This window comes from Halocatena salina (assembly GCF_023115355.1).
Classification (GTDB): Archaea; Halobacteriota; Halobacteria; order Halobacteriales; family Haloarculaceae; genus Halocatena; species Halocatena salina.
This window is the reverse complement of record NZ_CP096023.1, coordinates 102,655-127,880: the sequence shown is the minus strand read 5'-3', so window position 1 is coordinate 127,880 and position 25,226 is coordinate 102,655. Positions and strand designations below refer to the sequence as shown.

The window sequence follows — 25,226 nt, the reverse complement described above, 5'->3', positions numbered from 1 at the left end:
ATATTCGCCGATCCCTGACCACGATCCCTGACCGGCTGCGCTGTCGGGCGATTTTTGGACGCATCGTTACTACATAATGGTATTAATTGGTCTCTTATGAAACGGGGGACACTGGGAGATCGTCTCTCGTAATGAGACAAAGAATCCCTCTCGGCACTTTTCCCAACAGCTCCGGGTGCCACGATGCACTATCGGGCACGACTAAGGACCGAGCGGCCTACCGACGAATCTGTTCACTGGTTGGATGAAACGTCCCCATGGTCGCATAGCGGGTGCCCTATTGCAGGGGAGCCAGCTCTGGTGGGCCTCCCCCGTCCGTTACGCCAGTTCCGGCGACTCGTCGTGAACGGCAACGACAGTCTCACGGACACGGTCGGCCACCTAGGCCGGGTACCGATCGGTATCGACTGCGAGGTGGGTGACGCCGCGCTCGCCGAGCACGGTGTCGTTGGCTCAGTACTGCGCCCGAGCGGCGACCGTGATGCTGGCATAGCCGATCGCCGCGACTCAGGTGGCGGTGACGATGGCGTCTGCGACCCGCGCTGAAGCCGGTAGTCGCGATTGAGCCGAGCGACGTGACTGTCCTCCGCACGCTCCGTCTATCGTTGCCGATCGTTCACAGGAACGAAGCCAGTGCCTCGGCTTGGGAGGTGACGGACTTACTGGCGAACACAGCCTCCTCCTCGTCGGTCACTGTCCCGAACCTGGTTCTCGGACACCACGTGCATCACCAATCACTGAACGCGTGACAGACTTGTCCCTGAGCGATTACTGCAGACGTGGGTTGAAGTGGACTTCAATAACTACCACTCTCTCGATGATATATGGATCTCCGGGAGCGTCACGGATGCTGCTGATGCCAAACAAGCCCGCGAGACGTATGCGGAATTGTATGGCGACTAACCGTCGGACAACTATTATGGCAGACTTCTCGACGCCGATGAAGAGGTCATACAGTTCACTATGAAAACTCATTTGGACAGGTATGATTCGGGAGATGACTTCCGTCAGCGGTGTCGCAATAGGGAGGACGTCCTGTATCACATCGACTACACCGAACTGAAATTGACGAAGCTCTACTGAGTGGTCTCAAACGATACTGAGCGCTTTGAACGGCTCTCTCCGCAAAAGACAGGCTGAAGCAGGTCACTCGAGAACATCGGTGAAGTCAGTTAGCTGTGTAGCCTCCATAACACACTGATCCACCTTATCGATAACCTCCTTCGGTGAAACTTCAGCACTAACGTATTTCGTCATTTCGTATGCGGGATTTTCCCCAGTCTTGTGACCGTCATGCCGCATTTGGACGCCGTGGTACAGAAGTGCTTTCCCAATCTTGTCAACGAAATGCTCTGGGACGGCGCGGAATGGATAATCGACGTCATCGCCTCGCGGAGCAAACATAAGCGTGTAGGTGACGTGGTACTCACCACGAAGCAACCTGACTACGTGACGTATCCCCGAGCGGATAAAGATCTATATGGGCCACTCCAGCTATTCGATGGACCTTGTACTCGTGATCAGAATTCAACGTGTATAATCGTCTCGTTCTGCGTGCCGGCATTGTACAGTAGTTCCTTCTATATCAGAGAAAAGGAAAATCACCATTCACACAAAACAGCGCTTTCTTCGTAATTCTGATATCGAAAAGCTACACCCGACAGAAAGGGTAATCGAGGAATGGGAAGACCGATCAGAGTGGACAGTGAAGCAACTCGGCGAATAGCGGAAGCCTATCCTTCGATCTAATCTGAGAAAACAGACTGTACAAGTATAGCAGATAGTTGATGTATCGAAGGCCCATGCGAAGCTTGAGTAGGGATCGGCTCAGCGTGAAATCTGCTGCTCACAATAAACACTCGACGACGTTGATTCCAACGAGGTTCAGGAACACAGGAACGACTACCGGCAGCAAGGCTGCCACCAGCGAGTAGAAGCTATCCTGTACTTGATGGGTGAAATAGCCTCGATCGACGTGAATGCTTCCGGCTTTGTCGAGCCCCTTCATCAGCCGGAGCACGAACTTCACAATCAGATACATCGAGAACAGCCCCAATCCGATCATGATAAGCTGCGCGATCGGCACCTGGTCATGACACAAGACCTGTTCGGCTTTAGATATCCCGATTTGTACCGGAAGTACTGGAAACAAGACATCAATCGAACGGTTGTCGGAGGACGAATCCATGGTTAGAATATCAGTCTCTAGTAAGTAAAACACACCGACCTATATGACGACGATCGGACTGTTTGTGCGAGGCCGCTCACTCTGGAGGATGCTCTTCGAACAGCGTTGTATCACTGTGATCTGAATGAGATATGCGATGGGGTACTACACGACTCTGCCCCTCGATATGCTCCGTGGTCTGTGAGATGATCTCCGAGAACTGAACAGGCGTGCGATCCACGAACGGGACGACAGCCCGGAGCAACTCCCCTTGATGTCTCGTTGTCGCCGATACTGGCGTGTATCCGAACAGTCTCGGTAATTGGGACCGTTTACGTCTCTATGCGGAACCAGCAGACGCCGCTTGGCCGCACCGAACAAGCCGCGCTTGAGCGACTGTATGAAGACTACGAGCCGGTTGCAGACAGCTTTTCACGAGCGGTGGCCGTCACCGCACTCGCAGAGCTCGACTGTGAGCCGTCCGTTGCCCACAGCGTCCTCGATCGGTTGCTCTCGAAAGGGTATCTGTATGCCGTCGATGGGGACCTCCATATTACCGATAGCCCATAAAGAACGTGCTTCAACCCGGCGAAGATTCGTCTGTAATGTGCTGTGATGGACGCTGCCGAGTTCGAGCCGGAACTCCCGTGTACATCGACACTGATATCGTTTCAATTCCGTAGTGGGTTTCTAGGGTGCTGTGACCTTTGTACGCCTCATGTGTTGCCGCGGGTACAGCAGGGTTTCAATCCCGTATTGGGTTTCTAGGGTACTGTGACTCTCCGGCGCGATCGCGGCATGGTGGTGGATCGACGTTTCAATCCCGTATTGGGTTTCTAGGGTACTGTGACGAGACGGGCTCTCAGATCAATGGAAGACCTCGTTCAGTTTCAATCCCGTATTGGGTTTCTAGGGTACTGTGACGGACGGTGGAAGTGCATTGATCTCGACTCGCTGGCGTTTCAATCCCGTATTGGGTTTCTAGGGTACTGTGACGGGCTGACGACGGGTTCAAAGAGGATCTCTGGTTGTTTCAATCCCGTATTGGGTTTCTAGGGTACTGTGACGACCGTAGCGAATGGACCGAGACGGACAAGAAAGTTTCAATCCCGTATTGGGTTTCTAGGGTACTGTGACTGTCGCTAACTTCCCGCCGAACTACGTCCCGAGCCAGGTTTCAATCCCGTATTGGGTTTCTAGGGTACTGTGACGAAATCCGGGGTATAGGCCGTCACGACCGACCTTTGTTTCAATCCCGTATTGGGTTTCTAGGGTACTGTGACTGCGATATGACTATCGGAGGATAAGTCTTCTGCTACGGTTTCAATCCCGTATTGGGTTTCTAGGGTACTGTGACCACATCCTCCTGCGCTCGGACCTCCGCTTAATCGGTGTTTCAATCCCGTATTGGGTTTCTAGGGTACTGTGACAAACGTTGTGGGACCTCATCGAGAACGGAACGCTGTTTCAATCCCGTATTGGGTTTCTAGGGTACTGTGACCCAATGACTTCGAGTGAGGACTCCCAGGCACGCATCGTTTCAATCCCGTATTGGGTTTCTAGGGTACTGTGACATCGCCACACGGCGCTCGTCGTCGGTGGCTTTGAATTCGTTTCAATCCCGTATTGGGTTTCTAGGGTACTGTGACTCATCGAGAGGCGGATGGACAGGTGACAGCAATCGAGTTTCAATCCCGTATTGGGTTTCTAGGGTACTGTGACGTAATCAGTCTTCGAGGTCGCCTCTTTGGAGCCTTGTTTCAATCCCGTATTGGGTTTCTAGGGTACTGTGACAGGGGGTGAATATGCGTCGATAGAGCGTATAAACGTTTCTCATTCCGTGAGCAATCGCCCCGTCTTCGTGGACCCCCCCTGTACACAGACCTTATAAAGGTCCACGTAGCTTCTCCTCCCGGGGGTGACTCCGAGAGTGGAGTCGGGACGTTCGTCTCCCAACTCACCCCCTCACTCACCGTTCACCACCAGTCGCCCTGTCAGGGTCAGTGACACACGCTTCGTTTTCCCCTCGCGCCGCCCGGCGACAGCATCGTTCTGTTCGAGAAGATCAACATGCCGGGCCACCGTGCTCTTTGGACGGCCAGTGGTCTCCGTGAGTTGCGGTATCGAGATCTCTCCGTCGACCTCGGCGATGGCGGTAAGAGTCTCATACACAGTGTCGGACACGGTAGTGCTGAGGGTCGGCAGCTCCCATTCACGGACCTTGCCATCAACATCGCTGAAAATGAGAACGCTATCGATCTGCTGGATCTCTGTGAGGACAGCTGTCATCAGCGGCAGCAGAATATCACGCGCCCCACCCCCCAGATTAACCGTCACAGCGCCCCCAGCTGCCTGGAGTAACTCCTGACACCGGACCACAGCCGTTTCAAAATCGTCGTGTGGAATCCGTTCCGTTGTCACCGCAATCTCCGGCTGGACTTCCCCGAGCAGCCGCTGCACATCGTTGATCGCCTCGTCTGCACGACTGGTATCCGTCTCCGCTGTCGGCCGAATCAGAACGATCTGATCATCCCTATCTACTCCATGACTCAACACCGTCCGAGTCACACTCGTGCTATTGTAGCCGATCGGAGAAAGATATGTTCGCATTGTCATGCTCCTCGAACTGCAGCGATAAAACAACACCGTCCTATTAGAATGGGATCAAAGACGTGAATCTCAGATACATTGGATCGTCTCAGAATATCGAAAGGATTTAGTGGGTGATACTCCATGCAGAGATGTGTGATACAAATTGAAACACCGATGGATAACAGTTGTGGCTAGCAGGCAGAGATTATCAGCCCGAGCTGTCAGGGAGGGTTCCAGCAATGGATAGCGCCGTAATTCCTGCCATCAGTCGATCGATTCCCGTCGGAAATAATCCGACTCTTCAGGTGACACCATGCGACAGATTACATTGACACTTGAGCCAGAGGGTGCGTTCGCTGTGCCGACATGGAACGGCTATCAGGTGTACGGAGCGCTGCTTTCGGCGCTCGGAGACGTTTCCGCGGGAGTGAGCGAGCGGCTCCACGACGCCCCCCTCGGGAGTCTCCACAACAGTGGGTTGGTGGGACCGTTCGCGAACAGTGAGCGAAAGCATCACCAACGGACGATCACGGACCAGACCTACACGCTTGATCTCGGCGTCACCGATCCGCGTGATCAAGACGTGTTCGAAGCGCTCGCGGACGCGTTCGTGTTCAGTGGTGACTCGTTGGACCTTGATCGCGGCAGCTTCCACGTGCGGAACTTCGCGAGCATGAACGCGACGCACGAGGAACTGCTAGCCGATGCAGCTGAACTGGTTGAGCAGGCTCCGCCGAATGTCGAGCTCGAACTGACGTTCCGGACGCCGACGTGTATTCGGGAAACGGCTGAGATCACCACGATGTTCCCTCATCGAGCGAGCACGTTCCGCTCGCTGCTGCGTCGCTGGAACAAGACGGTGCCGACCGAACAGGCCGACGAACTGGAACTGGGCCTGACCCGAGCGGACTTCGAGGAAAACCTCATCGAGAAGCCCGACTTCCGGTCGCTCGACTCCCACAGCGTCCTCGTGAACCGTGGCGAAGACGGTCGGCCCATCCAACGTCAGGGCTTCTCCGGGCAGTGCACCTACAAGTTCAAGGGCGCGAGCGAGGCGGTTCGGACGGCGGTGACAGCGCTCGCGCTGTTTGGCGAATTCGGGGGCGTCGGTGGCTTCGTCGCGCGTGGGTGTGGTGCTGTCGCTGTGGAGGTTGGTCAATGAACTTCGCAGATTCACCAGCAAGCGCAGCACGGTATGCTCACCGCTACATCATAGAATCACCACTGATCGAAAACATCATCGAACACGCTGGTGCGTATGACGCTAAAACCGCACCCGATGAGACCACGTCATTGGCTGCCCACCTTATCAACGCAATCACGATCGGTGTGAATACGTTCGTGTACACGGCAGTCAGTAATGGCCACGACATCGAAACGCTCGAAGAAGATATCAAAGTGCTCGCCGCAGCACTGGCGCTGCACGATACCAACAAATACGTCCGTGAAGCCTACGATGTCGAAACAGACGGCAACACAGGTGAAGCGTTCGAGGCCTATTTCTCGAATGGTGATGATTTCGGCATTGAGGACTTCCTTGGCTCGGGCTATCGCGACGATCTCCACTATCTCGTGCAACATACCGAGGTGAACGAAGACAGCCGAGAGACGCGGGGCACCCCAACCGATTTCGTTGGTCTCGAACGATACTGCCGTGCAGGTGATCAGATCGCGTCTGCCATTCTCCGCGATGGTGTCAAAGCGGGACACTCGGCGCTACAGAAGAAGTTTGACACGGATACTGTCCACCGCTTCGACTGTCACGCGATCGAACAGCCCATTCTTAACGACGAGCTACTCGGTGCCACCAAGGAAGTCATCTCGGGTGAAGCTGGCGAAGACGAATACGGCGTCGTCGTCGGAAGCACTGACGAGACAATTCTCTATCTGGGCGAGTCAATTGATCGGGATACGATCCAAAAGCACGTACACGCGAGATTGAGCGAGCAGCTCATCGAAAGCGACCGCTATTCGTTCTCGTGTAAACTGAACTGGAACTCCTTCGATTACGATATTCTAGCTGAGTTCGCCCTCGATCCAACACTCAAAGAGGAGATTATCGCACAGACGTTTCGTGAACTCCTCCACGATGGAACCGCTGGCGTTGAAGGGTTCGAATGGATTCCCGAAGCGTTTGATGAGTACTTCCCGATCCTTGCGAAGGCGATCTATATCGACGGCCAATCGGAGTTCGACGACGACGCTATCCAAGAGGCCTACGATAGAATTCGTGAGCGAGAGGGGCCACAGAAGGTCAAAATTCACTTCATCGCCTATCTGATTCGGCATTTCGATGAGCATCGATCGTTCCTTGCGGAGTTCGCAGCTGCAATTCGCCCCGAACTCCATGCAGATCTCGAGCCGGAAAACGACGCGATCGGTACTGCTGTTGATCGGTTTTTCGACCCTCTATCCGTGGCTGAGCTTCCAGGAAAAGAGCAGATGTGTTTCCTGTGCGGTGGGCAGACCGATACCAGCTACCAGAAGGGCCATTCGACCGTATACCGGTCGTACGAGTTCTCTCGGCGAGTTGAGCCCCATGGTGAATTTAAACAGATTTGTGAAGTGTGTAATTTAGAATACGCACTTTTGGCGGATCTGTGTGATCGCCACGGGGTGGGACTCAATTCCAAGGTCGACGTGGCGTACTATTACTTCGATGACTTCGTCGGGGATATTCGCCTTCGAAGTGACCGAATTGGCCTCCAACAGGGCCAGATCCCCGATCTCGGCGACACGGAGGTAACAACTAGTCTCGTCGGACCACAGTACTACGTGCAACCCTTCCGGTTTGGCGGCCATCCGTCGATGGCAGACAAAAACCACCGGATGGTCGTCGTCCGCCAACTGTTAGAGGCTGCACAATCAACCGGGATGAAGGTCGTATTGGGTCGGCCATTCACTCGGTTTGCGAGCTCGAATGCAGCGTTCCTCGATGAAGATCCGATCCGAGAACAGGAACTGTTGCATCTCGATGAGGCAGACCGGTTTGGGCCGCTGCCGGCGTTCATCGAGCGTGAGGAGAATTACGAGGAGTCACACCTCCAACGCACTCTCGAATTATGCCGACTCATCAGCATTATCGGCCAGCAGGCCGGGATGAACAATCCGTACCTCCAACTGGAACAAGACACGTTCCACGAGTTGACTGATTTTGCCCTCTCCAACGACGAGCGGGCAATATGGCGAGACGAGCTCAGGGACTACATCGAATCGTACCACACTCAACAATTCATGGATATGAAAACAGTCGCCCAGCGGGGCATCGACTTATTCGGCGTACAGTATGATAGCAAATACAAGAAGACGAAGGTGTTCAGAGAGGCGATCGAGGCGTTCCTCAGCGCGAAAAGTCAGGGCCTGGACGAAGACGCCACGCTCTCTTACGTTGAAGCACAGGTGTACGACGCCGCAGATCGAGAGGATTACGCTGGATATGCAACCACCGACGAAGCCCAAGCGTTCGTCGAAGCGATCCGGTCGTATCTCCGTGCGAATGACCTGTACGAGCTGAAAAAGCTCTCTGACTGGGAGAATGCCCTAGTCAACGCCTATCGCTACGCCTACGAACAGTGTCTCACCGAAATTAACAGTGACGCATCCGACGACTAACACCAAGCAGACACCAATGACACTCACATACCCAGACATCGGCCTTGTTGACTCGTTCGACATCTACCGCTGCGAAAAACCATCCATTACGCTGGTGGTAAAGCGAGAGATTACCGAACCAACCCTGTTCCGGAACTCGAAGACGAATCGTTCGGAGACGCAAAAATTCGATGGAAAACTCCACGCGCAGGTCAACGGCGAGAAGTTCACTAGCAAAGAGCGACTGACGGGGTTAGATCTCCTGCGGTCACTCGATGACGATCTCGTGGCTGAAGAGTACACGTACAACGAGCCAGCGACACTTGACGAGTCACTCAACGTCGGGACCATCACGTACGGTCTCGCAGGGACTGGTGATCAGGACTTCGCCATCAAATCCCGTGTGATCGAGGGATACACCTACACCACGGACGAGTACGATCTGATGAATAAGGAGACTCGGAATGCAGTGTATGAGTCTGGGACGATGCGCAACGAGGAAAACGACCAGTCGGAAGCCTTGTTCGAATTCGTCAAAGTCCAACCAGGGAACTCCCTCGTCCACTTCATCACGCTCGAAGCGGGGACTGGTCCAATGTTGCTCTACGTTCTTCACAATCTCCTCAACACCGGTCGGTACGGGGCGAAAGAGACGCGGACAGGGCGAAACGTGAGGAACTCGATTGTGGGACTCATTCTTGGGGAACACGACACGTCACTGTCAACGGGCGAACTCCTGATGGAGTATACCGACGCTGACACTGAGACGCAGATCGAAACCAGCTTGAATGCGTATATCGACGATGCACGCCGCTCTGATTGGGAGGTCTACGGTGACTTAGAGGGTGCAGAACCGTTCCCCGACTGGTACGATCGGCTCGAAGAAGTTGCATCCCGAGAAGCTGCCGACGCTGATGAGGTACTCCGTGAGGAATTCGATTCGCTCACAAGGGCTGCAAAAGCCTTCTTCGACGACGATGATTGAACAGACGTATCGAGCTACATTGTACGCTCCGCTGTTCTACTCAAGTGCAGAGGGGCGTTCGATCCGAACGCAACCAATCCTCTCCGCGACGGCACTCATGCACGCGCTGGGATATCGTTACTTTGGTCTCGAAAAACGGTATGCACTCTTGGGATCGGAGGCCACGTCTCCGTCGTACGATCACCTTCGGGAACTGCCGGTGTTCGTGACGGATATGCGCCCCCTCACCGTCGACGCCAGAGAACGAACGTTCAGAAGCAGCGATTACCGGTCAGAGCGCCATTTCACGACGAACGATCCAGAGATTGCGGATCGTGTGAATGGGAAAAAATCCGTGCCGGAAATCCTTGAAGCAGCCGGTGCGGGCTGGCAAACCATTCGCAACTATCTCGGTCTTTCTCCGGGATCGACGTTCGAGTTTACCGTCTGGAGTGAGGATCCGCTTCCCAACCGTCCATCGTTTCGGATGGGTATCAACCAAACCGGTGAGTTTCGAGCCGAAGAGGCAGACCCAGAGCAGTTCATCCTGAACAAATTCTTGCTCGAAAACGCCTACGACATCCCATCGAAGCTACTCAGTAAAACGCTTGAACGGAGTGAGTCGTTCAGTCGCGGAAACGATCCCCGACTCCAGCACTTCGTTGATGTTGACCGGGGATTCGTCCGTGATCACGTCGTTCCGGAGGTACTGGGATGATCGTCGACGGCGCTGGACTGGCGACCGAACCGCCCAACGATGTCTACGCTCGACTGGGATTTTCGCACGCCAGAACGTTCCAAAATCGAACGGCTGAGTGGGTGCAGTCCGATAATGCTGCGCCTGTCGCCGTCCTTCGCGCCCCCACTGGAGCCGGAAAAACGGCTGCATTCCACTCGATTATCGAGGAGAACAACCTCACGCTCGTCGTCTATCCGACAAATGCGCTCCTCAACCAACAGATCTCCCGATTCGAAGCGAACGGTGTCTCGGTCGCGCCTTTGACCGGGAATACACTCTCTGGGCATGGGGATGATCGTGTCGAGGAGATACTCTCGTTCACTGACCGCTACTCCGGACACGATATCGTGGTCACGAACCCCGATATCCTCCAATCGATCATCCAGAACACGTATCACGGCACTACGAAGGCGATGCAGTTCTACGACCGCTTTGATGCGGTGATCTATGACGAGTTTCACTTCTATGATCCGTTGGCAGCAAGTGGGCTGTTGCTACAAATACACATTTTCTTAGATCGGCGACCGACGGCCGATATCGTGCTGGCATCAGCGACCCCCAACGAATCGTTCGTCTCGTTCGTGACGGATGAACTCGCCCACTCTGTACGAGATATTGATGTCGTATTCGACGACGCTGGCGATCGATTCAGACAGCCAGTCACCGTCAAGCGCCACGAGACACGAACGATCGATGAGGAGATCGACGCTGTCATCGATCGATTGCGGGAGCTGATCACTAGCGCGGACGACCTGCAAACACCACAGGTGGCACTCGTGTTCAACAGCGTCGCCGCAAGCAACGACTTCCACCAGACACTCAGTGACGTGGCGCCAGAAGTGTTCAAACACACGGTTAAAGATAATGGGTTCGATACGAACGACCCCGATGTCGACCTCGAAACGGAGTCGTATTTCATACTGAATACGACGAGTAAGGGCGAGGTCGGACTCGATCACGATATCCAGACGCTGTTCATGGAAACGCCACGATCACCGAGTTCATTTCTCCAGCGCTTCGGACGAGCAGGGCGAGAACACGAAGCGACAGTACACGTGTATGGGCTCAAAGAGATATCCTGGCCAGAGACTATGGCGTATCGGGACTTCGTTAGTTCGATCTACAACAGAGTGGGAGATGGTCCCACTGCCGACAGTGAAATATCCCAACTCCGGAGTCTGATCGGCCTACGAGCTGCATACGCGTTACAGGATCGCATGGATGCTCCGGAATGGATGGGTGAAGAGTTACGAGCAGACTTCGAATCGGCTCCCGAATTCGACCGCTGGAGGGGCTTTATTCGCTCGCTAGATACAACACTGAAAAAGGCAGGGGAATTCGGATCGCCGATTACGCGAAACAGTCCGACGCGAAAGATGCTAACGTTCACTCGCCATTGTCTCGGGGCGTTCCGTGGCCTTCGAGGGCGGTCCCTATCTATCGATATCGAATATCCGCGAGGCGATCGAAAGGCATTGACATCATATGATTTGCTCACCGCTCTACGGTATTACGATATTGAATCGATCACATCCGACGGCACCCCACGGCTTCGCCGTCGCGATACGGACCAGCCTGTAGCGATTACGGGACGGGTACCAGGATACGAGAATCGTCCTAAGGATTACAGTGGGTCGAGAGCAACGTTGCAAGACCAATTTAACAAGTGGCTCTATCCGGAGATCGACATGGCTGATCTCGAACAAACCAGGGTTGATGAGGGATTGTTGCGACGATTCATTAGTGTTCTCCCCCTTCCGAAAGCTGTTCTCCCGATTGAGGTCCGATACGACCGATACGTGGCTTACGTCGAACAAGACGGAATCCCATCGGTGACCGTCGAACGGCGCAACATATGACTGAAGAACTCATCAACGTCTCCGATCTCAACCAGTTTCGGTACTGTCCCCGTCGGTACTGGTATCTCCACTTCTTCGATACGCAAGGTCGGAATTATGAGCGGATTGACGGCAAAGCCATGCACGACGCCAAATCACGCCGGGGTGGATGGATTAATGAGATGTACCTTGAGGACGAAGAGCTCGGTTTGAAAGGCCGGATCGACGTGCTTGAACTCGATGGAAAGCCGATTCCAATCGAGCGAAAGCGCGCTGAGAGCGGCCAGTATTATCGGAATGATGAACTCCAGCTCGCTGGCTATTGTCTCTTGCTCGAAGCGCAGCTCGATGAACCGGTTCGGGAGGGTGCGATCTATCTGTACGAAACCGATCAACGAATGCACATCCGTATCACTGACGACCATCGTGATGCTGTCGAAGCGCAGATCCAGATGATGCGATCGATGAGTGCCGACACAGTACCGCCGATCATCGATAACCCGAGTAAGTGTGATGCCTGTTCGACGCGGGACTATTGTATGCCCCAGGAGACGCTGACGCTCGAACCTGATCGGATGCCAGACGTGGCGTGGGAGGAATACGTATGAAAGCGAGCGACGGCATGTTCACCGACTCGGTTATCTACGTCACAACTCAAGGGGCTCAAGTCCAGACCGACGGCGGGCAGATCGTCGTTTACGACGTTGATGGCGATCAAGGCGAGCTGGGCACATTCCCAACCGAGAAGGTCGACACGATCAACGTCTTCGGTGGGGTGAACTTCTCGACACCGTTCGTCGCGCGGGCCAACGAGCACGGTATCGTACTCAACTACTTCACCGAGACCGGGAAATATCGCGGAAGTTTCGTCCCCGAACGGAACACGATCGCCGAAGTTCGTCGAGCACAGTATGCCCTGTCGGACAAGATGGAACTCGCCATCGCCTCATCGATGATCGGTGCGAAGATCCGCAACGCGCAAACGCTGCTCGCCCGCAAAGGGATTCACGGCACCGCCGAGCTCGCGACTCTGCGCGAGCGCACGAAGTCGGTGACGAGCAAGGACGATCTTCGTGGTGTTGAGGGCGGAGCTGCGGAGCAATATTTCAATCGGCTCGATGAGACGCTCATCGAGGGCTGGACGTTCGAGACACGGAGCAAACGGCCGCCAGAGGATCACATCAACTCGCTGTTGTCGTTGACGTACGTGATGATGAAAAACGAGGTGCTGAGTGCGTTGCGATGTTACAACCTCGATCCGTTTCTCGGCGTGCTTCACGCCGATCGACAGGGCCGACCCTCCCTCGCATTGGATCTCCAAGAGGAGTTTCGGCCGCTGTTCTGTGATGCGTTCGTGCTGCGGTTGGTCAACCGTCGGACGATCACTCACGATCAGTTCCGCGAGAACAATCATCTCACCGACGATGCGTTCCAGTTGTATCTCGACAAGTTCGATGATTACATGAGTGAGACACTGACCCACCCCTATTTCGAGTATCAGGTGAGCCGTCGAAAGGCGATCCGCCAGCAGGCGATTCTCCTCCGGAAGGCGATTACAGGAGAGTTAGACGAGTATCACGCGCTGGCGGTGTGTCGATGAGACTCGTTGTAACCTACGATGTGAGTGATGATGCGAATCGTCGGCAGGTGTATCGAACGTTAGAGCGCTACGGAGCATGGCGACAGTACAGCGTCTTCGAACTGGACGTCTCAAAAACGGAACGGGTGGAACTGGAAGATGAACTCACCACACAGATCGAGCCAACGGATGGGGATCGAATCCGCCTCTATCGGCTCTGTGAGGCCTGCTGCGATAGTGTGACTGATCTTGGCGTCGCACCACCTGAGGAACAGTCGAACGTTTTGTGAAGAGAGGCTACGTGGACCTTTATAAGATCTGTGTACAGGGGGGGTCCACGAAGATGCCCCTGTTGCTCACTGAATGAGAAACGCTTATAGGCTCTATCGACGCATATTCACCCCCTGTCACAGTACCCTAGAAACCCACCACGGGATTGAAATGTATCCGTTGAGCCGCAAATATCCTCGTTACTCAGTCACAGTACCCTAGAAACCCACCACGGGATTGAAATATGACGAGGAGAGTGATGAATAGTGCCAGAAGCAACCGTCACAGTACCCTAGAAACCCACCACGGGATTGAAATATTTGGTTACACTCTCGCCACTCGCAACCGATGCGGGTCACAGTACCCTAGAAACCCACCACGGGATTGAAATTCAGTTGCGATGACTGTATGCATTCCGAAGCCGTCGGTCACAGTACCCTAGAAACCCACCACGGGATTGAAATTGAACGCCGCGCCGATCTCCTCAATCTCATCCGTCACAGTACCCTAGAAACCCACCACGGGATTGAAACGCGCTTGCTCGTGCTGCCGAGCCTGGCACAAGCGGGTCACAGTACCCTAGAAACCCACCACGGGATTGAAACGAACGAACGAGTATCGACGATGCAATGCCCTGGGAAGCGTCACAGTACCCTAGAAACCCACCACGGGATTGAAACATTGGCGGTGACGGTGATCCGGAGCTGTCCGGAGTGTCACAGTACCCTAGAAACCCACCACGGGATTGAAACGCCGCGCGACAACATTCCCATCCAACTCATCGACCGTCACAGTACCCTAGAAACCCACCACGGGATTGAAACGCGTCGATCTCGTCGCTGGGTTCTGTGATCCAGCGATGTCACAGTACCCTAGAAACCCACCACGGGATTGAAACTATCACCGCAGTTGCTTCCGTGAAAAGGTCGGTGAGTCACAGTACCCTAGAAACCCACCACGGGATTGAAACGATTCGGCAACCTGCGTTACGGCGGTACGGCGTGCCGTCACAGTACCCTAGAAACCCACCACGGGATTGAAACGTCGGGACGACCATCGGGTACGACGATGATGTCCCAGTCACAGTACCCTAGAAACCCACCACGGGATTGAAACGGCGCGTCGAGCACCCCAACGGTGGAGCGTTCGGGGGTCACAGTACCCTAGAAACCCACCACGGGATTGAAACATATAGTATCTCCAGTGAGTTGGCGATGCGCCTCGGTCACAGTACCCTAGAAACTCCCCACGGGATTGAAACCGTTGTCGAACATCGACGTTCACTGCAAGAACTGCGTCACAGCACCCTAGAAACCCACCACGGGATTGAAACAGGGGGTCGAGGGTGCCTCCCTCGTTACAGCAGAACGCTAGTCGGATTGAAGCTGGCTCTTGAGTTGGTCTGTTGACATTGTGTTGTGGTTTCAGCGGCCCACGTAGGATTGAAGCACCGGTGACAATATTCACTGTGATGGCTCCCCGCGTTTCAGCTGACGCCGAGTGCGTCAGGGAACGGTTGCTACTGAGCTGCCACGTCACGTATACTACATCTCACTATATACTCTACAGACCAATCCGCTGAGTGAGATGTTCACCGTTGATGTGATAGAAACAGGTCTTTCGTCAATGACCGATAGACAATCGAAGAGTTCTGTTGACCGAGGTTTCGATCACTCTCACCCACCCGTGCTCCGTAGTGATCAGGGTGGTCCCTTGCTCTTTGGAGGTACAGAATGGTTTCTCTTGCACACACCGGACAACAGCGCAGTTTTTCATAATGAATCAGATGGCCAGCGCAGCGATCATCACCTCCCACGAACGAAGTATTCGAGCCGTCCATACTATCATATTTGATCATTGCGCGTTCATCACCGGCGCTGCGCCACAATCACGTCGGTACCCCACACCCCTCGAATCACTCAAACGGTGGCGGACCGCAGCCGAGCGTTCGATCCGAGACTCGACGTGCTCGCGAAACGTCTCAGCGGGCCTACCCGTTTTACCATTGCGCGCACGCGAGTCCATCGGGAGAGACCCATATCTCTGGGCTCGGCTGCATCCATCAGCTGCTGATCGAGCAACATCGGGACTGAACCTTCAGTCGCGGGTGAGTAGGCAGCACCTGAACATCAGCGTTCTCCGGAGCATCCACGCTCATGACGGTATTCGTCTCCTTGACTGGAGGCGATACTAGAGTCTCCTCGAAGCCTTTGGTCGGCAGCGCGATCTCCTCCATGGAGTGATCCGAGCAGCGAACTGCATTGAGCTGCCAGCTGTCGGGCCACTCTTCGAGTTGGAGTTGAGGGTGATCGATGAGCCTGATCGACTCAACCAACACTGAGCCATCGAAGGAGATCTCCTTAGGACGGTGATGATAGTCACACGAGATTGCTTCGCCGAAGCTCACGGCATGGAGTTCCCCAGCGATCTCCTCTTTGATCGGATTGGTCATAGAATGAAAACTACTGTAGAACAGTTAAAATCCTACCACCCTGTGTTTTGTCGCTGACCTCCTTGACTCTCCTGTGCTTGCTGTCACTGGCTTCCACCCTATTCTAGAATAATCGGGGGGTACTAGTGACGTGCTGATCAGGAGCAACCACCGTTCTGAAACACCCGATTTCGACACTCTTACAGCATCAACCGATCGGCTGATGAATCGATATTGCATGCTACCCATAAGAGAATCATGAACATACAAATAGAACAGAATCAGGACGGAACCTACAACCCAGAAGTCGGCTAGGTGGATTCATCATGTATACCAACTCTAAAATTTAGGAGTCAGGTGTTGATTTCTATACCAGTATGCATGCGTGGTCTACCTAGCCGACCTCAGTTTCGGAGGAAGCCATGTATGACGAATTGATCTAACCGACCTCTGTAGCGGTGAACGACGACCGCTCTGATGCAATTGCTGGCAGTTCGGTTTCGTACCAGTCAAGTCACATCTAGTTCTAAGCTCTTCTTGAGACGTTCTTCAAGCGACATAGGAACTCGCCCACAAGCCCACTCCCTTCACAAACTCCACCGAACGTAATAGTGGTATCACCCAACTATTTTGAACATCATCTTATACTGTTGTTCATGTTTCCTGAGACCATCGACACGAACTCCCTCAGCCTCCACCAGCTGTGCGAGGCACATGTAGATGTATTCGAGTTATACGATCTCTTTGCAGAGAAGAAAGAAGGGATGGAAGATGTGTTCGAATACGTGCCGCAAGAGCCGTATACGTCGGTAAAGGATGCCGCTGACCGGCTGGAGAAGGCAGAGACAGCGTGGGATGATGGCGACGCCGCGCAGTATGCAGTGTACTCAGCTGATGAGACGCTGATGGGATACGCTGTGTTGTCATTACAGTGGGAGCGCCGAACGGGGATGCTTGGAGTCATTCTCGCTACACCATATTGGGGGCAAGGGTATGCAGGTGAGTGTGCGACGGCACTCACCGAGATCGCGTTTGACTCTCTTGATCTTGACGTAGTGGCTATCGGTTATGATGATGAGAATGAGCGGTCAAAACGGATGATCGAGACATTCATCGATTCCGTTGGTGGGCGATACGATGGCGTCTTGCGGAATTGGACACCACTCGATGACAAGGTCGCTAACCATCACCGCTATACTGTCACGCACGACCAGTATCAGCAGTCAACGACCGATACGTAGCCTTTATAGTGAACCGTTCGGGGACGCCTGATATAGAGTGGCCTTCCGCGACCGATGGTAGTGATAAAAGCGTCGCAACACTGTGTGACGGCTGGCCGCTCCGTTGGTGGAACTCGCTCTCGACAGCGAGCACAGGATCTACAAGCCGCTGGTGGACGCAAACCAGTTTCTGACAGTGGTGAAGCAGTGCGACGGTCTCGACCGCCTGACTGACGCCGCACTCCCCCCTGTTCGTCTTCGTCTCTTTCGGCACAAGTCAGGTACAACGATGAGTGCTTTGGGAGACATGGAGACGCACACGGACTGGATATTGAGAGGTACTCAGTGGATGCAAAGATTACCACGTCCTCGTCGACGAGGGCGGAATGGGCGGAAACATGCCAGGAGTGGTTTGAGTGGAGCCCCGAAAGGCGTCGCCTCCATCCTTTTTTCGGCGCATGATTTATACCTATTTGCTGGTAATCATATAGAAGTTACTAGGAATGGTTTTGTTGTTATTCGATCGCCTCCCGCTGTGGATGTGGGGACTATGTTTTGGTGTGGCGCTTGGGTGGTGGCTGTTCCGGTCACGGTCGCCGCCACAGACAACGTCGGGCCGCGAGCAGTATGAACCGACAGGGATGAGTGAGTCGATTCGCTCCCAGCTCACAGACAGTGATATTCCCGTTGAACGGATCGACAAACGCGATCCAGCGGGACCGGTGACACCGTCGCTTGATGACGATGTCTCGTGTATGGTGCTGGGGCAGACGGGTAACGGCAAGACATCGTTCGTGAAGGCCCGCCTTGAGCAGTGGGATTTCGAGGGGGCCGTGATCGCGCATGCGCTCTCGGAGGCTAGCGAGACAAACGAGTTCGTGGACTTTTTCGAGGGCCGCGGCCAGCAAGTCGTGAAGATCTCTTCACGGGAGTCCACCCACCGGTGGGATCCACTAGTCGATTATGGCCAGTCGCTGCGCGGGCTTGAAACGCTCTCACGGGGCCTGTTCAACACTCGTGACGCCGTCGAGACAGGCTGGTCGGATCCTGCCCAATCCCTGTGTACGTGTGCGCTCGCGGTGACGACAGTTGAGGAGAAGGATTTCGCGGCGTTCCCTGATGTGGCGGCACGGAGTCCGATGCGCCTCGTCAAAGCGTGTGAAGACCTCTCGATCTCGGGGACCAAGACGATCACCCGACCGTTGCGCGACCTCGGTGACGAAGAGCGTACGGCTGTTCACTCGACGATGCTGAATCAGATCCGGCCACTGTTGCTCTCAGATATTGTTGACGAGGACTTGCCTCGTGTCTCGTTGCGGAAGTACCTCGCAGAACCGGAGGGGCGGATTCTCGTGTGTGATAACATCCGTCGCGATCGCCATGCGAGTCCGTTCTGGCGACTATTCCTCCAGTCAGCGATCGACCTTTCGTACGGCATCGACGGTCGTCAACAGTTCCTCCTTGATGAGTTTGATAAGCTACCACAGATCGAGAACCTACCGGGGCTCGCGAGCGCTGGGCGATCGGCGGGCGTCGTCGGCATGCTCGTCGCCCAAGACGTCCACCAAATCGAAGATCGATACGGAGAGATGGCGCGCTCGCTGTGGACGAACTGTCCGAACCGGGTTGCCTTCCGGCTCGGTGAGACGGAGACCGCCGAGCTGGTGCTGTCGGGGATCGGGCGCCACGAGATGCAACGCCAGTCGCTCTCAACAGGATCTGATCCGACCGATCAGCGAATTTCGAAGACGATTGCTGTCCAACAGCCACTGGTTACTGGTGAGTTGATGAGTCTCGCCGTTGGTGAGGCGTTGATCCAATCCCGCGATGGCTGGTGGCTCGGGAAGCTCGAAGAACCGCGTACCTCTACGTCGATGGAGACAGGCCAGCCTGCACTTGAAGCTGGCTCAAAGGGAGGGACATCAGCGACGGACCGGTTCCAACGATTTACGCGGCGGCTGAACAACGACAAACCGTGAACTTCACGTATGATTTCAATATGAGATATAATATAGATGGTATCATGTCCAGCCTCGGATCCACGGCATTATAACGTTCTTCCGGGTCAAACAACGACGTTCTCATCGATACAATGATAGAGAGACAACGGAGTGTTTGCAGGAGATCAAGCGCTCGATAATCAGCCACCAATCGAGGCACTCAAACATGGAGGATCAATCTATCAGTACTCGTTGATGGATCTCATCCTCAATGAGGAAATGGACTCAGATAATTCGGTCGTACCAGACTCAATGACCTGTCGCGAGCACATGGCTTTAATACGATAGGGTAGTTATCAGATAGTATGTCCTCGGAGATACAGTCGGAATGTCAACTCACATCATTTCCACCGACTAGGTTAACCGAGGGTCAGCGAAGGATTTTGAACGAGTATCTGGATCACCAAGAAGCGACAGAGATCAATCGCTATGATCCGATATGGCTTGTGCTCCTCGTAGCGAGAAACCGACCGGGGATCGTTTTGATGACGTTACAATCATCATGGGGTCCAACGCTCGAGATTACCAAAGAAGAGATCGCTGAAGTATTTGGTTTGTACTATCTCGAATCAGATAGCGACTCGATTTTCGTTGCTCGTACTACGTGGCGACTTGAATTTCTACCAACAACCTGCGAAGACACCGCTTGGTACCATCGACGATTGGGGTGCTTCCTCGGCTATCCACAGCCGGATATCGAGGCGTTCGTTCAAGGAGAGCATATTGCGCCACTGGAGGTCCAAGAAGAAAGCAACGATCACATGTCCCCTCGGGAGACGGCCTATACTACATTTGCTCCGCAACTGCACGCAGACACAGACGAGGGACGAAAGCGGGCTATCCAAATCGGCAAAGAGAACTACGAAACGGTACTCGAATACGCTGATTTGTGGAACATGCCTCGATTAGGACAGTATGCCGAAGAGCTCTTCCAAGAGACGGTCACTAATCAGTCAGGCTTTGCGTTTGCGTAAAATTGAGTCGTCGCCGACTCGTTCTTCACGGTCCTTCGATCTCGTCATACCAGCCACGGAGGCCAGTCGTCGTGGGGGATAATCCCCGCTACTTCATCTCAATCCGTGTTCGTCAGAGTCTTTTTCCCCAGCTGCACTTGATGCAGTCAAGATAGGGACCTGATTTGATTATTCGTCCGTTACAGTCTTCTACGGGACATTCGTCCCCTCGCTCTACGTTTGCCATGCTTGGTTACGGCGACCCGATGTTGGAAAACATCAAGGGATTCTCATTTTTCTCCCTTCTCGGGGTCAATGAAATATTAGGAAGTGTAATTGATAAATATTTCTGCTAATGAACACCAAATAGGACGTCAATCATTACTGGGGTTGTTTGCTGGAACGCTCTCCTCAGAATATCGTATGGTAAAATCACTGTAGAGGCGATCCGTCATCTCAGCTAAATTTGACAATTCCCATTCATGGGCAAGTTCGTGAAGGCGATTATACCTTTTTTTCCCAATATTGATCGCTCGTTCATAGCCTGTTTTGGAATCTTCTGGACGATAGAACGTAAACACGCTATACGCGAGTTCTTCAGCGGAAAATTCCCCTTGGACGATGTACTTTCGTCCCGGTAGAATTGCTCCCTCGGCGTGAAGAAAATGGTTGATAGCGTCAAATGGATAACCAAAGAACAGCCCTCGACACCGAGCACCTATCTCGGTACCAAGTTCGACTGCTGGAAGTAGATCAAACCAAAAATATGACGGCGAAACCATCAATGTGGAATTGATTGACGATCGACGATAATAAAGTCCCCATTTTTTAACCAATTTGGAGGGACTCAGATCGGGATATCGGGAAAACATCTCTTCGGGCGGATCGAACATTGTCGCTGGCTTCTCACCGCCCAAGACAAGGGCCATCTGCAATGGTTCTCCGATATCACCTCCATATTCCTGATGATGGGATATATACTGCCCAAATAATTGTCGCTGCTCCTCTTGCATACACCCATATTGTGTGGCAGGATACATACTATTATCGACAAGCGTCATGGTGCAAACGGTCTTACCATGGACGAACAGGGTGTTATCGTCCACTATCCACCTGACATAACATATGTTATATAAACCAGTACTTTTTTTGCTATTGATGGTATTTGTTTTACTGCCGCTTGGTTACGGCACCGACCAACGTTCAAACGCTGGTCGGTTTTGAGACCTAGGGCAACACGGATTTCCGTTCCTTTTGATTGAGACGACCACGTTCTCTAGTAGCTTATTGCTACATCTTCACTTGTTCGTGATTTTCAAGTACGTTTTGAATTAGTTCAGGGTGGATCCAAATTGATAGACACAATAACTCCCTCCTCTCGGTCCCATGTTCTTTTCGCCAACAGTCAGGATCCCTTAAGATTCAGCTGATTGAGCCAATTTCGAATTGTTCCATCCGTTTTTGCCTCTACTCTGGAGTAAGATACTGCTTTTTTATATCTGCCGATTATTATAGTAGTATCCATATGCAGTTACTCAGAAAACGAGAGATGTGAGGTTAGGAGGACACCGTCTATATCCGAATTCCATCCCCACGATGACTGCCAACCGACCTCTCGCTCTCTATCCGCTGAAGTTTTTTAAGGACGTATTGGAGTTGCTATCGATTATCATCAGCCCAACCGTCCCTGAAGCCAATCAGGCGTTCGGTAAGGAGAGCGAAATATGCTGAGTAACTCATAGGTACGGGGGGACCTGCCAGAAGGCTTATTATTGGCTGTTTTGAGGGCTGAGACAATGCTTCAGAAACGGACGCTCGCGGTCGTGGTGCTTGTGATTATTGTTCCATTAACTGGCTGTGCAGGATCGGACGACGCTGTCGCTCCGACTAACACCGAGACGACGACACCCAGTCCGACTCAGACGGCCACTCCACCGGCAACGGTGACGACTACTAACCCCACGGCCACACTCACAGCGACAACAACACCGACGCCGACGATGAGCGGGTCGACACGGCACTCGATCCGATCGAACCCTGAGAGGAGCATATTCGGGCTGTTGTCCACGAAGAGATTGATGCGGGAGAGGACGAACATATCTGCCGTCACCGCGGTCGGGGCCGCACCCTGTCCTGCTAGAGCGGGCACAGAGAGGAGGTGGTAGTGAGGGAAAAACGATAGTCTCCGTACCGACCGACCATGAAGCATCTATTCTTGACCCGTATGCGGGCCACGTCACACCCCCCCGACGCCCACAGACGGCGTCACGAGCGAATCGCAGGGGGATATGTTGATGGCCCGCTCGTTAACTAGGACGGGCTCGGGTCCTGTCTGTGCGAGAGATACGCCGTCAGGTCAGTTGTGGTGATGACACCGATCACGCCGTCAGTCTCGTCAACGACCGGGATATGATGGAAGCTATTCTCAAGCACCATGTCCGCTATGGTCCGAATGGACTCGTTCGCAGTGGTCGTCGTGATGGTCGTACTCATGGATGCGGCAACAGTCGTGTCCGGGTCACTGTCGCCCTCTGCGACGGCGCGGATGAAATCAGTGGCCGTGAGGATTCCTTCGAGACGATTGTTGTCGTCAATGACGATCACCGAGCCGATACCGTGTTCGAGCATCAGTCCCCCAGCGTTCCGTAGCAATGTGTCGACACCGACGGTGTGCATCGGAGAAGACATGGGATTCCCGATGAAAACATCGTCTATTTAAATGATAATGTATCTCCAGAGATACGAGTTGCTACCGAATGTCTCAGTTCTCTCCATCGGTTCGTCTCCTTTAATTCGTCACGCTTATCGGTATGATTTCTTGCTAGCAGGCTGCCGAATCCTTATCCCGCTGGCGCACTTTTTCGACATAGAAATGGGACTATTCAGAAAACTTGGCCGCCAGGTCGAACAATTCACAAAGACAGCGAAGACCGCGGCCGAAGAGCATGTAGTTTATCAGTGCGACAACTGTGGGGCGCGCTTCAGTGAGCCTCCTAAACAATGTCCGGAATGTACCTCAGAGACGATAACCCAGAAGAGCACGCGCGAGTGATGGTCCAGATCGCTCTTCTGTAATGGCGCGGAAGGCGAGCAACGAACGTCAGTGCGTCCCGGTTGAGATGTAGCAAAGTATCGTACGTGAGTGATCGGCGACCGTTTTTGATGCTCGAAAAGCAGTATTAGATGTGCCGATCGTGGGCTGTCGTACGTCTCGGAACCCCCACGGCGCAGCGTCCTCACATGAAGAGCCATGACATCGGTCCTCTCGGAACGCCTATCCATCTATGGGCACTGGCTCTAGTCGCAATGGCAAACGGATCAGTTGATTTCTTCAACGATACTGGCGGTTACGGGTTCATTTCCACTGAGGATGCGGACGAGGATGTCTTCTTTCACATGGAGGATATTGGCGGCGCGGATCTCGTCGAGGGAACGGACATCGAATTTGATATCGAACAGGCCCCCAAGGGCCCCCGCGCGACGAACATCGTCCGCGCCTGAGACACTAACAGCCACCGGACGGTGATGAGCGTTGTAGTTCATTTTTCTTATACGCTTTCCCCGAGCGACATCCACGCCCTGGATGTATGTGCATATTGGGGAACAGGAGCCTAGAATCCCCACTGCAGCCTGCTGACGGTCACCCCTGTCCTACAGGAGGGCGTGAGTGTTCCATCGAGAAGCGTTCACCCATACGTTATGCACGAGGCTCCCCAACACTATTTCATGGCAACGATTGTCTATCAGGGGCCGGATGACACTGTCTCAGAAGACGTTGATGATGAGGATCTGAACTATCGTGAAGACCACTGGCAGATTCATCACGGTGATGATGAGTACACCTATCTTCCCCGAGACCGAGTCTACACAGTGAAAATGACGGATCCACACACCTTATTTGAGAGAGAGTAGTACCTCATCCGTGATACCATTCTAAGTGCTCGGTCGCCACGATTCGATTCAGCCACTGAGAGAGCCGTACAAACGAGTCCGGAGCACCCCATTGTGCAGCGTTGCGCACTGTACTCGACATCGCGACCAACACTGTGCCCCGACGCTCCGATTGCGCGATCACATCGAAATGAGCTCACACTGGCTGAAGGCGGGTGTTTATGCGGTTTCACGACCACAGATGTGTATGGAGATTCGACCGCTTGATGCAACAGAGATCGATTCGGTGCGGCGAATAGCTCGCGAGTCGTTAGCGGCGTCGTATGGTGTCCTTGGTGATGAGACAATCGAGACGGCTATTGAGGAGTGGTATGCAGCAGACGCGTTCGACGAATACCTCGCTAGTGACGAGATGGTGTTTCTTGTCGCGGCCGACGAGGACGATGTCGTCGGCTTTTCTCAGAGCCACATTGTCGAAACGGTCGACAAAGGACGGATCCTGTGGCTACACGTCGCTCCCGAGCACCGTGGACGACACATCGCCACGGAACTCTTCGATGCGACACGAGAACTGCTCACAGAGCGTGGCACCGAGCGCATCACGGGATTGGTTCTGGCTGAGAACGATGAGGGCAACCACTTCTATACGACTCACGGCTTCGAGAAACTCTACGACCGGACGATCACGATCGCTGGCAACGTCCACGTCGAGAACGTCTACGGTGAGGAAGGAACTGAACTCGGCGAATTAGCACCACGAACCGCGACCGATGGTGAGCAGATATACGTTGACTTCGAGGAGAGTTCTCGGGGATCGTCCGGGCCGTTCCACCCATCGTATCTGGAGCAAGACCGAACGCAGCTCTACGGCTGGTACTGCTCGAACTGTGATACAACGGACAACGCCATGGATTCGATGGGACACATCAAGTGCAATCAGTGTGGAAATCTACGCAAGGCGACTCGCTGGGACGCGGCGTACCTGTAACCT

General features: G+C 53.8%; 22 protein-coding genes and 2 CRISPR repeat arrays. Of the genes, 16 read left to right on the top strand and 6 right to left on the bottom strand.

The window, feature by feature from the left end:
• Positions 1-300: 300 nt before the first annotated feature.
• A complete protein-coding gene (locus MW046_RS19165) occupies positions 301-546 on the top strand; it encodes a hypothetical protein (RefSeq protein WP_247995922.1) in 246 nt (81 codons plus the stop codon).
• Between the two features lie 1,300 nt (positions 547-1,846).
• On the opposite strand, the gene MW046_RS19160 is transcribed toward MW046_RS19165, so the two are convergent.
• A complete protein-coding gene (locus MW046_RS19160) occupies positions 1,847-2,188 on the bottom strand; it encodes a hypothetical protein (RefSeq protein ID WP_247995921.1) in 342 nt (113 codons plus the stop codon).
• Between the two features lie 321 nt (positions 2,189-2,509).
• Between MW046_RS19160 and MW046_RS19155 the strand changes: the two genes are divergently transcribed.
• Entirely contained in the window at positions 2,510-2,737 is a 228-nt protein-coding gene (locus tag MW046_RS19155; protein ID WP_247995920.1) for a hypothetical protein, read from the top strand.
• Between the two features lie 98 nt (positions 2,738-2,835).
• Positions 2,836-3,961: direct repeats of the CRISPR family, unit length 37 nt; unit sequence GTTTCAATCCCGTATTGGGTTTCTAGGGTACTGTGAC.
• A 171-nt stretch (positions 3,962-4,132) separates the two neighbouring features.
• Here the strand turns inward: MW046_RS19155 and csa3 are convergent.
• Positions 4,133-4,783, bottom strand: a complete 651-nt coding sequence (gene csa3, locus MW046_RS19150; protein WP_247995919.1) for a CRISPR-associated CARF protein Csa3 — start codon at positions 4,781-4,783, stop codon at positions 4,133-4,135.
• Between the two features lie 289 nt (positions 4,784-5,072).
• Between csa3 and cas6 the strand changes: the two genes are divergently transcribed.
• From cas6 to cas2, 8 genes are read left to right on the top strand one after another with little or no spacing between them, the layout of a single operon-like run.
• Positions 5,073-5,921, top strand: a complete 849-nt coding sequence (gene cas6, locus MW046_RS19145) for a CRISPR system precrRNA processing endoribonuclease RAMP protein Cas6 (protein WP_247995918.1) — start codon at positions 5,073-5,075, stop codon at positions 5,919-5,921.
• Positions 5,918-8,371: a hypothetical protein gene (locus tag MW046_RS19140; RefSeq protein ID WP_247995917.1), complete on the top strand. Its 2,454-nt coding sequence runs from the start codon at positions 5,918-5,920 to the stop codon at positions 8,369-8,371. The genes cas6 and MW046_RS19140 overlap by 4 nt, the downstream gene beginning before the upstream one ends.
• A gap of 16 nt (positions 8,372-8,387) precedes the next feature.
• Positions 8,388-9,335, top strand: coding sequence for a type I-D CRISPR-associated protein Cas7/Csc2 (gene cas7d, locus MW046_RS19135; RefSeq protein ID WP_247995916.1), 948 nt, complete (start codon positions 8,388-8,390; stop codon positions 9,333-9,335).
• Positions 9,328-10,032, top strand: a complete 705-nt coding sequence (locus MW046_RS19130) for a hypothetical protein (RefSeq protein ID WP_247995915.1) — start codon at positions 9,328-9,330, stop codon at positions 10,030-10,032. Before cas7d ends, MW046_RS19130 begins: the two co-directional genes overlap by 8 nt.
• Positions 10,029-11,912, top strand: coding sequence for a type I-D CRISPR-associated helicase Cas3' (gene cas3, locus MW046_RS19125; RefSeq protein ID WP_247995914.1), 1,884 nt, complete (start codon positions 10,029-10,031; stop codon positions 11,910-11,912). Before MW046_RS19130 ends, cas3 begins: the two co-directional genes overlap by 4 nt.
• Complete coding sequence (gene cas4 / locus MW046_RS19120) at positions 11,909-12,499, top strand: CRISPR-associated protein Cas4 (protein WP_247995913.1); 591 nt, start codon at positions 11,909-11,911, stop codon at positions 12,497-12,499. The genes cas3 and cas4 overlap by 4 nt, the downstream gene beginning before the upstream one ends.
• Positions 12,496-13,491: a CRISPR-associated endonuclease Cas1 gene (gene cas1 / locus MW046_RS19115; protein ID WP_247995912.1), complete on the top strand. Its 996-nt coding sequence runs from the start codon at positions 12,496-12,498 to the stop codon at positions 13,489-13,491. The genes cas4 and cas1 overlap by 4 nt, the downstream gene beginning before the upstream one ends.
• A complete protein-coding gene (gene cas2, locus MW046_RS19110) occupies positions 13,488-13,760 on the top strand; it encodes a CRISPR-associated endonuclease Cas2 (protein ID WP_247995911.1) in 273 nt (90 codons plus the stop codon). Before cas1 ends, cas2 begins: the two co-directional genes overlap by 4 nt.
• A gap of 116 nt (positions 13,761-13,876) precedes the next feature.
• A CRISPR array of direct repeats spans positions 13,877-15,073; the repeat unit is 37 nt; unit sequence GTCACAGTACCCTAGAAACCCACCACGGGATTGAAAC.
• A 729-nt stretch (positions 15,074-15,802) separates the two neighbouring features.
• Here the strand turns inward: cas2 and MW046_RS19105 are convergent.
• A complete protein-coding gene (locus MW046_RS19105) occupies positions 15,803-16,192 on the bottom strand; it encodes a hypothetical protein (protein WP_247995910.1) in 390 nt (129 codons plus the stop codon).
• A 635-nt stretch (positions 16,193-16,827) separates the two neighbouring features.
• On the opposite strand from MW046_RS19105, the gene MW046_RS19100 reads away from it, so the two are divergent.
• From MW046_RS19100 to MW046_RS19090, 3 genes are all read left to right on the top strand, one after another.
• A complete protein-coding gene (locus MW046_RS19100) occupies positions 16,828-17,412 on the top strand; it encodes a GNAT family N-acetyltransferase (protein ID WP_247995909.1) in 585 nt (194 codons plus the stop codon).
• A 482-nt stretch (positions 17,413-17,894) separates the two neighbouring features.
• Positions 17,895-19,370: a type IV secretory system conjugative DNA transfer family protein gene (locus MW046_RS19095; RefSeq protein WP_247995908.1), complete on the top strand. Its 1,476-nt coding sequence runs from the start codon at positions 17,895-17,897 to the stop codon at positions 19,368-19,370.
• 506 nt (positions 19,371-19,876) lie between these two features.
• Positions 19,877-20,365 (top strand): hypothetical protein, encoded by a 489-nt coding sequence (locus MW046_RS19090; protein WP_247995907.1) that lies wholly within the window; start codon positions 19,877-19,879, stop codon positions 20,363-20,365.
• A gap of 353 nt (positions 20,366-20,718) precedes the next feature.
• Here the strand turns inward: MW046_RS19090 and MW046_RS19085 are convergent, their stop codons facing one another.
• The 3 genes from MW046_RS19085 to MW046_RS19075 form a co-directional block, all read right to left on the bottom strand.
• On the bottom strand, positions 20,719-21,450 hold the full coding sequence (locus MW046_RS19085) for a hypothetical protein (RefSeq protein ID WP_247995906.1): 732 nt from the start codon (positions 21,448-21,450) through the stop codon (positions 20,719-20,721).
• An 812-nt stretch (positions 21,451-22,262) separates the two neighbouring features.
• Positions 22,263-22,493, bottom strand: coding sequence for a hypothetical protein (locus MW046_RS19080; protein ID WP_247995905.1), 231 nt, complete (start codon positions 22,491-22,493; stop codon positions 22,263-22,265).
• A gap of 161 nt (positions 22,494-22,654) precedes the next feature.
• The gene (locus MW046_RS19075; protein WP_247996011.1) at positions 22,655-23,059 is read right to left on the bottom strand and encodes a CBS domain-containing protein; all 405 of its coding nucleotides are present in this window, start codon (positions 23,057-23,059) and stop codon (positions 22,655-22,657) included.
• A gap of 591 nt (positions 23,060-23,650) precedes the next feature.
• On the opposite strand from MW046_RS19075, the gene MW046_RS19070 reads away from it, so the two are divergent.
• The 3 genes from MW046_RS19070 to MW046_RS19060 all read left to right on the top strand — a co-directional run bounded on the left by MW046_RS19070 (position 23,651) and on the right by MW046_RS19060 (position 25,223).
• Complete coding sequence (locus MW046_RS19070; RefSeq protein ID WP_247995904.1) at positions 23,651-23,845, top strand: cold-shock protein; 195 nt, start codon at positions 23,651-23,653, stop codon at positions 23,843-23,845.
• A gap of 225 nt (positions 23,846-24,070) precedes the next feature.
• Positions 24,071-24,256 (top strand): hypothetical protein, encoded by a 186-nt coding sequence (locus tag MW046_RS19065; protein WP_247995903.1) that lies wholly within the window; start codon positions 24,071-24,073, stop codon positions 24,254-24,256.
• 226 nt (positions 24,257-24,482) lie between these two features.
• The gene (locus MW046_RS19060) at positions 24,483-25,223 is read left to right on the top strand and encodes a GNAT family N-acetyltransferase (RefSeq protein ID WP_247995902.1); all 741 of its coding nucleotides are present in this window, start codon (positions 24,483-24,485) and stop codon (positions 25,221-25,223) included.
• Positions 25,224-25,226 lie beyond the last annotated feature (3 nt).

Coding starts and splice junctions, on each gene's coding strand:
- MW046_RS19060 (WP_247995902.1), top strand. CDS start 24,483: ATGGAGATTCGACCGCTTGATGCAACAGAGATCGATTCGGTGCGGCGA.
- MW046_RS19090 (WP_247995907.1), top strand. CDS start 19,877: ATGACGTTACAATCATCATGGGGTCCAACGCTCGAGATTACCAAAGAA.
- cas4 (WP_247995913.1), top strand. CDS start 11,909: ATGACTGAAGAACTCATCAACGTCTCCGATCTCAACCAGTTTCGGTAC.
- csa3 (WP_247995919.1), bottom strand. CDS start 4,783: ATGACAATGCGAACATATCTTTCTCCGATCGGCTACAATAGCACGAGT.
- MW046_RS19160 (WP_247995921.1), bottom strand. CDS start 2,188: ATGGATTCGTCCTCCGACAACCGTTCGATTGATGTCTTGTTTCCAGTA.
- cas2 (WP_247995911.1), top strand. CDS start 13,488: ATGAGACTCGTTGTAACCTACGATGTGAGTGATGATGCGAATCGTCGG.
- MW046_RS19155 (WP_247995920.1), top strand. CDS start 2,510: ATGCGGAACCAGCAGACGCCGCTTGGCCGCACCGAACAAGCCGCGCTT.
- MW046_RS19095 (WP_247995908.1), top strand. CDS start 17,895: ATGGTTTTGTTGTTATTCGATCGCCTCCCGCTGTGGATGTGGGGACTA.
- MW046_RS19130 (WP_247995915.1), top strand. CDS start 9,328: ATGATTGAACAGACGTATCGAGCTACATTGTACGCTCCGCTGTTCTAC.
- cas7d (WP_247995916.1), top strand. CDS start 8,388: ATGACACTCACATACCCAGACATCGGCCTTGTTGACTCGTTCGACATC.
- MW046_RS19105 (WP_247995910.1), bottom strand. CDS start 16,192: ATGACCAATCCGATCAAAGAGGAGATCGCTGGGGAACTCCATGCCGTG.
- cas3 (WP_247995914.1), top strand. CDS start 10,029: ATGATCGTCGACGGCGCTGGACTGGCGACCGAACCGCCCAACGATGTC.
- MW046_RS19100 (WP_247995909.1), top strand. CDS start 16,828: ATGTTTCCTGAGACCATCGACACGAACTCCCTCAGCCTCCACCAGCTG.
- MW046_RS19140 (WP_247995917.1), top strand. CDS start 5,918: ATGAACTTCGCAGATTCACCAGCAAGCGCAGCACGGTATGCTCACCGC.
- cas6 (WP_247995918.1), top strand. CDS start 5,073: ATGCGACAGATTACATTGACACTTGAGCCAGAGGGTGCGTTCGCTGTG.
- MW046_RS19065 (WP_247995903.1), top strand. CDS start 24,071: ATGGCAACGATTGTCTATCAGGGGCCGGATGACACTGTCTCAGAAGAC.
- cas1 (WP_247995912.1), top strand. CDS start 12,496: ATGAAAGCGAGCGACGGCATGTTCACCGACTCGGTTATCTACGTCACA.
- MW046_RS19070 (WP_247995904.1), top strand. CDS start 23,651: ATGGCAAACGGATCAGTTGATTTCTTCAACGATACTGGCGGTTACGGG.